Source organism: Mesotoga sp. UBA5847, assembly GCF_002432735.1.
In the GTDB taxonomy this organism is placed as follows: domain Bacteria; phylum Thermotogota; class Thermotogae; order Petrotogales; family Kosmotogaceae; genus Mesotoga.
The window spans coordinates 1-11,755 of sequence record NZ_DJGL01000061.1 but is presented as its reverse complement, the minus strand read 5'-3'; the positions used below and the strand labels follow the sequence as shown (position 1 = coordinate 11,755).

The 11,755-nt window shown below is 42.6% G+C and carries 14 protein-coding genes; 13 read left to right on the top strand and 1 reads right to left on the bottom strand.

All coding sequences use genetic code 11. The features are described 5' to 3' along the window. The first annotated feature begins 87 nt into the window (after nucleotides 1-87). The 10 genes from B3K91_RS06290 (at nucleotide 88) to B3K91_RS06245 (ending at nucleotide 8,163) form a co-directional block, all read left to right on the top strand. Nucleotides 88-360, top strand: coding sequence for a LexA family protein (locus B3K91_RS06290; protein WP_292594369.1), 273 nt, complete (start codon nucleotides 88-90; stop codon nucleotides 358-360). Nucleotides 361-431: 71 nt separating this feature from the next. Then, nucleotides 432-821, top strand: a complete 390-nt coding sequence (locus B3K91_RS06285) for a hypothetical protein (protein WP_292594366.1) — start codon at nucleotides 432-434, stop codon at nucleotides 819-821. Nucleotides 822-901: 80 nt separating this feature from the next. Beyond that, nucleotides 902-1,174, top strand: a complete 273-nt coding sequence (locus B3K91_RS06280; protein ID WP_292594363.1) for a hypothetical protein — start codon at nucleotides 902-904, stop codon at nucleotides 1,172-1,174. A 433-nt stretch (nucleotides 1,175-1,607) separates the two neighbouring features. Next, on the top strand, nucleotides 1,608-1,919 hold the full coding sequence (locus B3K91_RS06275) for a hypothetical protein (RefSeq protein WP_292594360.1): 312 nt from the start codon (nucleotides 1,608-1,610) through the stop codon (nucleotides 1,917-1,919). Nucleotides 1,920-1,937: 18 nt separating this feature from the next. Beyond that, entirely contained in the window at nucleotides 1,938-2,468 is a 531-nt protein-coding gene (locus B3K91_RS06270) for a hypothetical protein (RefSeq protein WP_292594357.1), read from the top strand. A gap of 108 nt (nucleotides 2,469-2,576) precedes the next feature. Next, on the top strand, nucleotides 2,577-3,095 hold the full coding sequence (locus B3K91_RS06265; protein WP_292594354.1) for a hypothetical protein: 519 nt from the start codon (nucleotides 2,577-2,579) through the stop codon (nucleotides 3,093-3,095). Between the two features lie 23 nt (nucleotides 3,096-3,118). After that, nucleotides 3,119-3,427: a hypothetical protein gene (locus B3K91_RS06260; RefSeq protein WP_292594351.1), complete on the top strand. Its 309-nt coding sequence runs from the start codon at nucleotides 3,119-3,121 to the stop codon at nucleotides 3,425-3,427. Between the two features lie 44 nt (nucleotides 3,428-3,471). Beyond that, nucleotides 3,472-3,912, top strand: coding sequence for a Panacea domain-containing protein (locus tag B3K91_RS06255; protein WP_292594348.1), 441 nt, complete (start codon nucleotides 3,472-3,474; stop codon nucleotides 3,910-3,912). Between the two features lie 121 nt (nucleotides 3,913-4,033). Then, complete coding sequence (locus B3K91_RS06250) at nucleotides 4,034-4,381, top strand: hypothetical protein (protein ID WP_292594343.1); 348 nt, start codon at nucleotides 4,034-4,036, stop codon at nucleotides 4,379-4,381. Between the two features lie 188 nt (nucleotides 4,382-4,569). Beyond that, nucleotides 4,570-8,163 carry an SIR2 family NAD-dependent protein deacylase gene (locus B3K91_RS06245; protein WP_292594405.1) on the top strand — a complete coding sequence of 1,198 codons (3,594 nt, stop codon included), beginning with the start codon at nucleotides 4,570-4,572 and terminating at the stop codon, nucleotides 8,161-8,163. Between the two features lie 129 nt (nucleotides 8,164-8,292). On the opposite strand, the gene B3K91_RS06240 is transcribed toward B3K91_RS06245, so the two are convergent. Next, nucleotides 8,293-9,531 (bottom strand): HD-GYP domain-containing protein, encoded by a 1,239-nt coding sequence (locus B3K91_RS06240; RefSeq protein WP_292594338.1) that lies wholly within the window; start codon nucleotides 9,529-9,531, stop codon nucleotides 8,293-8,295. Between the two features lie 213 nt (nucleotides 9,532-9,744). Between B3K91_RS06240 and B3K91_RS06235 the strand changes: the two genes are divergently transcribed. The 3 genes from B3K91_RS06235 to B3K91_RS06225 all read left to right on the top strand — a co-directional run bounded on the left by B3K91_RS06235 (nucleotide 9,745) and on the right by B3K91_RS06225 (nucleotide 11,461). Next, nucleotides 9,745-10,017, top strand: a complete 273-nt coding sequence (locus B3K91_RS06235; RefSeq protein ID WP_292594334.1) for a hypothetical protein — start codon at nucleotides 9,745-9,747, stop codon at nucleotides 10,015-10,017. A 191-nt stretch (nucleotides 10,018-10,208) separates the two neighbouring features. Continuing rightward, nucleotides 10,209-10,931 carry a DUF3800 domain-containing protein gene (locus B3K91_RS06230; RefSeq protein WP_292594330.1) on the top strand — a complete coding sequence of 241 codons (723 nt, stop codon included), beginning with the start codon at nucleotides 10,209-10,211 and terminating at the stop codon, nucleotides 10,929-10,931. Continuing rightward, nucleotides 10,922-11,461: a hypothetical protein gene (locus tag B3K91_RS06225; RefSeq protein WP_292594328.1), complete on the top strand. Its 540-nt coding sequence runs from the start codon at nucleotides 10,922-10,924 to the stop codon at nucleotides 11,459-11,461. Before B3K91_RS06230 ends, B3K91_RS06225 begins: the two co-directional genes overlap by 10 nt. Nucleotides 11,462-11,755 lie beyond the last annotated feature (294 nt).

Here is an 11,755-nt window from a genome sequence, read left to right as displayed (position 1 = left end):
GCTAACTAGTAGTAAATAATGGAGCTGCACCCATCGATTAGGGTATGCTTCAGTCAATCAGAGTGATGCAGTTGACTTTGCCCTGAAGTGACCGGCTTCAGTATGTTTCGTAAACTGCTTGACGGTGATGTCGTATTCGTTCGAAAACGGCCGGTCGCCAGGAATGGCCAGATGGTCGTTGTGAGAATAAACGGCCAAAAAGGCATCATAAAATACTTCCACAAGGGATCTGACATGGTGATTCTTACCTCTGAGAACCCTGAATACAAGCCTATTAGAATAGATAAAGATAGATGGGACTCCGAATGTGCTATTATCGGGGTAGTTAATGTTTTGAAGAGAGAGTTTTCTGATTCATGATTATATTTCTTATTGACTAAGGGGAAAGACAGCTGTACGGATTGCGGCCACAAATGATAGGAGGTGTGGTCATGAAGGACTTGCTTCTAGTAACTCTACTTTTCTTGCTTCTTGTAAGCACTTCTTTCGGTCTTACTGCGGTTGCTGAGAATGGAAAAACTGTCATCTTGAACGCAAATGGCACCTGGAAGTATGACACGACTTCTGAATGGAGAGTTGTTAGATCATACAAAGGATCATCAAGCAAGAACACAGATCTCTTCTCTGTATCCGGGAACCCATGGAGAATCAGAGTAATATCGAAAACGTCAATGCTTACTCTCGCTCTCTTCATTGCTTCCAGTGGTGACGTAGAGGAAATTGTTATCAATATGAACGGTCCCGGTACTGATGAGACCTGTATTTACCGAAAAGGGAACTTCTATCTAGATATTATTGCCTACGAAAGCTATGAAAAGTAGTCGAGGAGAAGATCAAATAAGGTTTGATCTAGCCGATCAATTCTTATCGAGAAACATGCCGCTGAAAGGAGGAAGGAAATTTGAAAGAAGAAAGGAATGGTGATCGCGTTTCTTTGCCTGTTGATATTGTTGGGTTCAGAAACATTGGTGAAACAGAGATAGTGATTGAATGCATCCGTAAAGACAAGGGTGAGCGGATTTACTTTGAAACGTCGGATTTCACCGACCAAGACGTAGACGACATTCGATGGATGCTTTCTGAAGCAAAGAGGGGCTTGCTCGAGAGAGAACATGGATCAACGTATCTAAGCGTCGGCGAGTTCAAATTCCTGGGAAGAATAGCCAAATACTGATCTTTTGGCAAACATTGCACAGGATCAGTGATTGGTCTCCAGTTCTCTCTTAACGCCAGATGCGGGCTACAGAATTAGCGTTATCTAGCTGTACCGCCCGAGTTGACTAGCCTGAAGCCAATGCTGCTTAAACAAGGATTTCTATTGTGAATCTATATTCTACTGCCACCACTTTCTGGCTGAGAAACGTGCAATTAATTTTTCATTCAAGCTGGTAATACGTCATTTTTAATGGAGGTGCTTTATAGCATTTACACTGAAGAGTTTTGTGGAATACCTTATCTCAGTTCCGGATTACGTAACATTGGATCGCACAGACAATATCACTAAGATTGATATCACTGGACAGTCAGAGACTACTTTCATGGGGTCTATCATCTTGCGCAGTCCCCAAGAAAGCACATTGATCTTCCACCGTACCTATGAAGGAGGCGTGTCGGTATTCTTCACGAGCGATGGGAGCGTATCTTTTTTTCGGGTAGATTTAGCTTTTTTCGAGCCATTTAGAAATCTAGGAATAAATGAAGATCCCCGTTATGAAAAGGAAAAGGGAGTTATCATTGTAGACGAACGACCCTTTACTTGTGTAGATGTCATAAGTAAAGAAACAGGAGTGATAATAAGGCGTCAATATGATGAAAAAGCAGAGAAGTTTATCGCACTCGAGTTTGGAAATCCGAAGAAATACTACAATGAAGCAAGACGATTCTTGGAGACTGATAGGATTAACACGGTTTGGATGTAGAAATCTGAGGTGAATCCTGTGGCAAATAAGAAGTCATTCTTGTCAGACCTGTCAGTAACTGCATCGGGCGGGATAAACTACTACCTGAAAAAGAAAGCCAACGAAAGGAAAGTGAATGACAGGAGGGAATTTGCCGAAAAGTCTTGCAAGGATCAGGAAGCCTTAAACGCTTTCTTTGACAAACAGAACGTTCTATACGAAGAGGGGATCTCAAGATACGTAAAACCAATTAAGCAACTTTGCAAGGAGAAGAAATACAGTGAAGCCTTGAGCCTTTCGGTCGAATATACTCGCTGGTGCTTCAGATATATGGAATATCTCGCTCGCTGGTACCACACCGACTACGGCTTCAAGAAGGCAGTATATCTGTATGAGAAGGATAAGGACTTCGAGAATGCAAAAGCTATCCTGATTTCTTGGGTATCATATCTGAGGGGTGCGCAAATAATGGACAAACTGAAGAAGATTCAGAATGAAGAATGGTGGGACAATAAGTCAAGAAAGTATTTGAACAAACCAATAAGGCGGGCAGTGTCGGAATATGAATAAGAAATGTTTTCGACTGTGGCAATGCGTACCTTTCGAGCCATCTCTGTGCAGCATTTGGCAATTGCTAGTCAAGAAATCATTTGTTATCGAAATCAAAGGAGGTGTTCTATGAGAAAGATAGTTGCAACTATAATAATTGTATTGTTCATTTTTTCAATGAACCTCGCCGTTGAATATGCAATGACCGAGTATTTAAGGAAAGTGATCTTGAACGATGACGGAACATGGGAATATGCAGACGAATCCGAGCAAGGATTCCTAACAAATCTGCCTACAAAAGTAGTATCTGCCACTCTGACACTTGATGAAAACTTATTCAGAACCGCTCATATCAAAGTTCTTAATGTTACGGGCAAAACAATTGTCTCACTAACCCATAGATATTTGTTATTCAACGAGTTTGGTAATGAGGTTTATTCAATTCAAGAAACAATCGAGATGAACCAGCAAATTGAACCAAGCGGAGTTTCTTCTTTCTCTTGGCCGACTTATGAAAAAGCCTCAACTAAAATCCACGCTATCCCGATAAAGGCAGAGTTTTCAGATGGTTCAACTTGGGCTATAAGCTCTGATGAAGAATGGAAATTAAGAATGATGATTCGATCTAGTTACCGGGAATGGGAGTGATCCCATTGTGGCGTTGCGACTTAATGAAAAAGCTCTTGGCCGATAAAGAGATGACAAACAAAGAGCCGTCAGAGATCCTGATTATGGGCTCAGTGAATGATAAAGCAAATTCATCAAAGATAGTTATGAGGTCCACGGCGAGCCGGCGGGAGGCTGCTACCGCTGGGTTTTGTTCAAACATTTTCCTGGCAGCAAGTGTGGGTTATTCAGAATTACAAATAGAGGAGATACTGAAGTGTAAGAAACCAAATGTACCTCTCACAAGACCCTATCACAAGGAAGCAGTCGAAGCGAAGAGAAACAACAGCGAAAGACAGAACAAGTTATTCTGATTACGCTCTTATTTGTGTTATCTTGCTTAAGGAGGTGTATAGAAATGCCAAGTAAGCCCAGTGTACTTGACGTTGCTAAATACATATTACAGGTCGCTGGCCCCATGACAACAATGAAGCTTCAGAAGATTGTTTACTACTGCCAGGCTTGGTCAATTGTTTGGGATGACGACTCTCTGTTTGATGAGGAAATAGAAGCATGGGAGATGGGGCCAGTATGCCGATCTCTATTCAATAAGCACAAAGGGAAGTTCAGAGTGTGCGAATCAGATCTTGGAGGCGGCAATGTTCAGGTTCTTACTGAGGATCAAAGAAGAACGATCGAAGCTGTAATCAAATTCTATGGGAAACAGTCAGCTCAATGGTTGAGTGACCTTACTCATATTGAGACCCCTTGGAAAGAGGCCTTCTATTCTGGCAGAAAACAAAAGGTAATATCCAAGGAAAGCATGGCAGAATACTACGGAAGCCTGCAGAAAAAATAAGATGTCAAAGACAAAAGCGAAAAAACCAAGTGCAAACCTACCTAGAACAAAGAAAAAAGAGCCAAGAAGTGAATGGACCGAGAGGGATTTTGAGCACTTTACAGTTTCGTGGTGTTTTTCGATGTGCGACTGCGAAGGACGATGGGGGTTCAATGATGCTCTTGATGGTGCGTTCTGGAATGAGATTCTGCCAAAGCTAAGAGAATTCGGTAGGAAAACATGGGAGGAAGTCAAGAAAGAACCAAAGGGCGCAGGAAAAGGAACCAAGAGTCACCCGATAAGCATTGATGCTATTTCAAAAGAAGCCCAAGACAGACTTAGAGCGTTGAGATATTTCGACAAATACGAAGAACTTTTCTCTTTGCGACTTGATGCTAAGAAGAGATTGTACGGTATTAGGGAGTTAGGAGTATTCAGAATTCTGTGGTATGATCCGAACCACGAAGTCTATCCTATATCCCCAAAGTAAACTTAGCACCTTTTTTATCAACATACCATGTGCGTTATCGTGCTCTGGACCCTAGTTGTATGTGTTTCTCACGCGCTGCAAGTACAATTCCCAAATGAACAAACGGAGTGATTCATTTGAGTTGTTTCCCCGATTTACCTAGATTAGAAATGTTAACCTCTCAAATCTGGAAAGGAAGAGCATCATTGATGGTAGGGGCAGGGCTTTCAGCAAATGCCGAACCGCACGTTTCGGGATCAAAACGCCTTCCTCTATGGAAGGACCTTCATAAGATGCTTGAAAAAGCACTTTATGGAAATGTGGAAGACAATTTGACATCAAGCGCAGATTCCTTCTTGAAACTTGCTCAGGAATTTCGCGATTACCACGGTGCTGTAAAACTTGATGAGTTCATAAAAAGTCAAATCGATACCGACGCATTTGACCCGTCAGACTATCATAAGGAACTCCTGGAAATTGAATGGGTAGATGTTTTCACGACAAACTACGATGATTTACTTGAAAGAACACGAGTCTTCAACAGGCATTACAGCCTAGTCAAAACAGTTCAAGAGATTGCCTCATCATCAAGACCAAGAATCGTAAAGCTTCACGGAAGTCTTCCGTCAGGCCCGTTTGTGTTCACTGAAGAGGATTACCGAATCTACCCAAAGCGCTTCGCACCTTTTGTAAATATGGTACAGCAGGCAATAGTCGAAACCACTATGTGCTTGATTGGTTTCTCAGGCGATGATCCTAACTTTCTCTCATGGATTGGATGGGTGAACGATAACCTTGGGAAAAACCGAAATCCGGTCTTTTTGATTGGGGACTTGCATCTGTCACAATCAAAAAGAAGATACCTCGAATCGAAGTTTGTGCTTCCGTTGGATTTCGCACCAGTTATACCAGAGATGCTACACGGCGAAGATAGACACAGAAAAGCAGTAGAAATGTTTCTTTCATATGTGAAGCATTTCAAGGTCAGAGACGACTGTGATTGGCCACTTATGGAAACAAATGGGAAGCTGCCGATTGACTGGGTCTCAGTTCTATCTGTTCAGAAGGAGAAGCATCGTAGAAAGCTGCATTTATCTCGAAAAGATCTAAAGAATGAGGACTTACCAGACCTAGCTGAAGAGTTGGAACAAGAAAGATTGACCTACCCCGGTTGGGTTGCTATCCCCCACAAAACCAGAATGAAGCAAATAGACGAATCCATTAATCTAATTTATACTACTGCTCGAATGCTCGCGGATCTGCAGAAACCACTAGATCTCTTTCTTGCAAGAGAGTTGCTATGGAAACTTGATATTCTACTATTTCCATTACCCTCTGAACTTCACCCATTGTTCTTAGCAGTTGTCAAGAAATACGATTTTTCTTCAGCCACTCAAGCAAAAGGAAGAGATGCAATTGAGAAAATTGATTGGTCCTCTCAAAATCGCAATGGAAAGGTATTTGAGAACTGGATTCAGATTCTGCTTTCGCTCATGAAGGCAGCTCGACTTAATGGACGCGAAATGGAGTTCATGGAGATTCAAAATGAGCTGGAACCTTTGGTAAAAGGGCATTTAGATTGGGAACAAAGATGGTTCTTTGAGAAAGCAATGTTTGAGCTTCATTATCTTAAGATTACGGATTTGAAGAAAACTCTGGAGTGCTGGCCAGAATGTGGAGTTCCAATATGGATTAGCCGAAAAGCCTTACTGGTTGCCCTTTATGGCGATGTTGAAAAGGCAATTGAGCTATCGGGTACTGCCGTCAGACACCTTTCATCAGAAGTTCACAAGTCCACCGCTGCCAACTCCGAAGCATCATTTGGTCTTTGTACATCAAGGTTGATAACTCTGAATAAAACTATCTCACTCCGCCCAAATCAGTTTTCTCCAGATGGAACTGAACCTATTGCTGAGATGAAGAATATATACAGCGATCTCCTTCCGGAAATACTGAGTAGCCTTGAGAAGGAGCTAGAGGTGCCTGGAGAGGTGACGATTCATTTTGCTGCTTCAGTTGATAAAGCCATTCTTTACGCATCAGAACTAATGCTCTTCTCTGAAGAAGGTGCGATACCAATGAGGTTGCGTTTTGTGACCTCTATTGGCACGAAAGAAAGCGAGAGGGCTTTGGAGCAGTTGGTGGATTATTTCCCAATCTATGTGATTCTGAAAGCAATCCAGATTCTTGATGACAAAGGTATTGACCAGCTTCTTACATCGCAGACTCTGTTGAACCTTGATGAAAGAGAGCTTTCAGCACTCGCAGTAGCTGTAATGCGTTATATTGAGTCTGCTTCAGCAAAACTGGAGGAGCATCACGAAATCCACTTGACGAATTCGCTGAGGGTGCTTTCAAAGATTTGCTTCGCGCTAGGTGCGGATCTAGTTAGAGAAGCTGCTGGACTGCTTAGAAGAGTCTATTCACGTGAGACAGTCAAGAGCAATTCCAAATTCCCCGGCGAAGAAGTCTCTTTATGCCTTGGCTCACTCATTAAGGCTTGTGACAGAGATGCTGCTGAAGAAATAATCAAAGCATCCATTATCCTTCCTCTCCCCCAAAACGGTTTTCTTGACATTTTGGCAACTGCCGCTAATGCTAGACCTGGGCTGATGAGGAACACTGACTTCTCAGAAAACGATTTCGAGAAACTAGTTGACATGGTGCAAGACAATCCACGAGCAGGTATTGAAAGAGTCGAGACCCTGATGTACTTCAGTAAGCTGGACAAAGAAGATTATTTCAAGAGGTTTTCTCAGATTTACTGGAAAGCGGTTGATAAGTCAGGGAAACCAACATGCCTTCACAGTTTTGATGAAGTGTTTCGCATTCCTGAACCGTTTCCTGGAGCTGCTTCTGAATGCGCCAAAAAGATTCTTCTCAGCAGAAGGATTCCGTACATTTGGGAAAAAGAAGGAAATATGATCAGATTTCGAGAAAAGGGGTCCTCGACCATTTTCCGTCAATTCATATACTCCACATCGTTTCCCCCAAATCCAATTAAGAAAACTCCGAAAATTCTCTGGCAAGCTAGTGATTCAAAGCAGATTCTAGGAAGCTTGGCAGACTGGTGGTTTGCCCAACGAGAAAACCTTCTCGGATGTCTTTCTTCCATCGAGGAAGAAAAAGCTATTCAATTCTTTGAGAGAAGATCACTCTTTCTGGTCAAGAGAGTTCTCAAGAGAGTAATACTGCCTTTCCTTGAGGCAGCCTCTGAGGATTCCTGGACACAAATTAATTCGATTCTTCTGGATCTTAAGTACGAAGGAATCCCCATCTTGGATTCAATACCTTTCTTTCTGAAACTGAATGGAAGAGAATACTACGTGATTACTGAACTTGAGAATGGTCTGCTTTCATATGATGAAGAGGCGGTCCTGAGCGCAATAAACGGAGTTGTTGAATGGGCAAGCTTTTCTGATGTGCTTCCTCCGATTCCCAACAAACTGTTGACGCAGCTGCTGGGTGTCGCGGAGAATAGGAGCGGTAGAGTCCTTCGTAAGTCGATAGAAGCAATTACTTTTCTCTACGATGACCTCTTCTCAGAAAAACAATACCTTAAAGATCTTAACGCTATCCTCTACCGAGCAAGGTCTTCTTCTTCTGTCAACTCAAAGTACCCGAAGCGCTTAATCGACCAAGCTGTTGAAATCGCCGAAGCAGGGTCTGCTCTGGCGATGAAGATGCATCAACACGCTGATGCTAGGGGAGCGGAAATAGGGCAAGAAGTTGCTGCCTGGAAGGAGTTTTCGGAATCAAGCATATTTCCTTCAGTAAGAAACATATGGAAGGATAACTACTGAGTTGATTTCTTGGACTCAAAACCCGAGAACTGAAAGCGACCTTTTGTTGCAACGAATATCTGCAAGCAGATGATCATCGAGACACTCACAGTACCATGAAGATGATCAAAGTTTTTTTCTCTTCTTACGCTAAGACTGTTCCCAACACTTCTCCGGATTCCTCCCGCTTAGTTCCGTCTCAAGCTCGGGAAGTATCTCTATGAGTGCAGAGACTATACTCTGATCAAGCGGCATTTCAGTCATCATGTCAACAGCCTGGACAAATGTGTAAGCATCTCTGTAAGGTCTCTCAGCCGTGAGAGCTTCGAAGACATCTGCCACGGCGATTATTTTAGCCTCGAGAGGGAGCTGATCTCCCTTAAGACCCTGAGGATATCCCGAACCTTCTTCCCGTTCATGGTGCATATAGGCGTAAGGAATGAACTTCTTCAGGTACTTGAAGTGTTGGAGCACTTCCTTTCCGTGCGCTGGATGTCCTTGAATGACTTCCCTTTCGATATCATCGAGCGGTCCTCTTTTTCTCAAGATCTTATGCGAAATTCCGATCTTTCCTATGTCATGAAGCTTGGCTCCATTAACAAACTCTCTTACCTTCTTTCCGCGCAATCCAGTTTTCTTCGCAAGAAGTCCGGCGATCTTCGACACATTCTTAGAATGAAAGGCAGTATATGAATCTTCCAGCTCCCACAAGTACATGATCTCCTGAAGACCGTGCATCTCATAGTATCTGGAAAGACCAAGCGCCAGCACTTCCATCATGATTAGAACGCCTATGATTCCAGACGCCAGAGAATGGAAAATCAGCCACTTCGTGAGGTCGTATCCTTTTACTTCAGCCCTCAGCCCATAGGCAAAAGATTTCGATCCCCCGGAAGTTAAGCTTACTCTTTCATCCAAGTGCATCTCCGAGAGTATGGCATCTTTGTCTATGCTGGCGATCACGACCTTATCGGGGATCTCTCTTTCCATCAAGCTGTCATATATGTTGAGATAAAGATAGAGCTCTTGATCGACAGCGGAAAGCTTGTACGTCTCTTGAGTAGGTATCTCAGGAGGTCTGTTGATTAATCTGGCAGACCTTACTCCCGGAAAGTCTTGCTGTATTTCTTGGAGCATTTCTTCGACGAAAGTATCGTCACCAGAATTCACCGCGTTATACATCGCATGCCATTGAAAATAACCAACTGATAAAGAAGACGCAAGATTCTCGACAGATGTTTTGAAAATCCCCGAGTAAATCTCCTGGGTGTAGCTTATCGCTTCGTTCTGAAAGACGTGGTACGGCAGCATCATTAGAAGAATCGTTACTAGAAAGATGAATATGACAAGGGTAGGTCTGATGTACCTTAGCTCATCAAATCCTTTCATTTTCCACCTCCCATTGCATTGCTGAACTTCAAAACTTATATTTAATCATATCACTTGATCCTTCGATATAAACAAAAGAATAATAGCAGTAGCCATATTGAGAGCTTGACAACTGCTCTGTGCAAATAAGTCGAGTTAATTAGTGGGTATTGTTCTGAATGTTAACTGATGTAGAATGACAGACGTGTAGTAATAACATTCAGGAGGATAGCATTGAAAAGCGGGGATATTGACTATGAGATCCTGAGCATCAGGGATTTTGGAACGGCTATGCGGAGGAGAAATGTAAAGGTTCAACTCTTTGAGAATAGACCATCAAAAGACAGGTTAATGGAAATTACTGAAAGTATCTGGCAAGAACATGGCCAGGACGTTGAGGAGCTTACAACTGTGTTCTATTTGCCAGGGATGGATCCGAGGTCACTGGCGTATGCGTTCGGGGGATGTATGAAGGGGAAGGGGTGCTATCTGTCTCTGAGAGAATGACTGGATAAACTGAAATCAGACCTTTCTGTCTAGTTTTTCTATACAGCTGTGATCTTCCTTTCGGTCTTTCATCTGCATTGGGTACGTTCTGTTGTGTATAATCTAAGCGGTTTTGTTTTACGACTATTGACTAGGTGAAAAATGTCATCTCTATGAAGGATTACGGTAGAGATTTGCGAGAGGTGAGTGCGATGGAATTTAACGTGTACTGTGATGAAAGTTGCCATCTTGAATACGACAAACAGCCCGTGATGGCACTTGGTGCGGTCTGGTGCCTGAAAGATAGTGTACCGAGAATAAGCGATGGGATAAGAGAGCTCAAGGCAAAACACGGTATATCTAGAGGTTTAGAGGCCAAATGGACTAAGGTTTCTCCTGCCAAACTGGAATTCTATCTTGACCTCATATCATATTTCTTCGCAAATGATAGCTTGAATGCGCGAGTCTTGGTGGTTCCAGACAAATCCATTTTGGATCATGATTCTTACAATCAGGACCACAACACTTGGTACTACAAGATGTATTACGATATGCTCAAAGGGCTTTTCTTCGATAGAGAGTCTAGATACAATATCTACGTTGATGCCAAAGACACACAAGGCGGAAATCGGATAAGAACACTACACGAAATCCTATGTCGTAGCGAATATGATTTTGATCATCGTGTAATCAAGAAAATTCAAGAGATCCGTTCTCACGAAGTGGAGATAATGCAAATAGTTGATCTCTTAGTAGGAGCTTTCGTGTATGCTAATAGACCGATAGAGTTACAGCAAAGTGCCGCCAAGAGATCCGTTGTTGAAATGATTGAGAGTCTTTCACATCGCTCCTTATCTAGGTCAACGAGTAGAAATGAAAGAAAGCTTAACGTCCTTGTTTGGAAACCAGGGAAAGGTGACCGAACGTGGCAATAAATCTTCCGTATCCTGCATGGGCGCCAGAAAAACTTGACAGAGCCTACTTTGACTCAGATGAAGCGCTAATTGACAAGGCATACGAAGTATTCTGTCAAGATACCCTCTACAACTCGCTGTTCTCTTTCAGAGGGAAGCAGATATTTCTTGCAGAAGTTCAGAAAGAGAATACCAACAGTATTTTGCCTAACTACAAGGGGTCGATACAGAAAGAGCGAACATTTCATCATATAATAAGCGAGGAAATTAAAAAGGAAAGAGACCGAAGAAGATTAGGCAGAGAAAGGGACTTCGAGATAGTAAGATGCGAAAGCGTTCCGTGGATATTACCAATTATGTTGAATGTGAAAGACCAATTCACATGCATATACGACTACCAGAAGAATGGAGAGACTAGGGTAAATATCTGGAGCAGACCATTAGATTACGTAGTTGTATTGATTAAGAGAGGATCAGTGTATCTTCTTTTGACAGCCTATAATGTTCTCTATTCGTCAAAAAGGAACGATCTGGAAAAGCACTGTCACTAAAAACATGAGGACGCCATAGCGTCCCCCGAGCTCTGTCCACATCATGGTGGATGAGTACAACTATGATAGCACAGTTTTATGCAAAATGTCAACATCTCGATGTTCAGATACGAGATTACCTAGCAAAAAGCCAGGCACGGATTTCTTCGCTTTGGTATCAGTAGCTCTCCTGGTGTTCGAACTCGGAGAATGGAGAACGGTCAACCGCGTGCTGATTTTTGCCTACCCATTCCTCAATAACCTCTCTGGCATCATCAAGATCAGCAATAGTAATCGATTCGCCGAGTTTGTCTT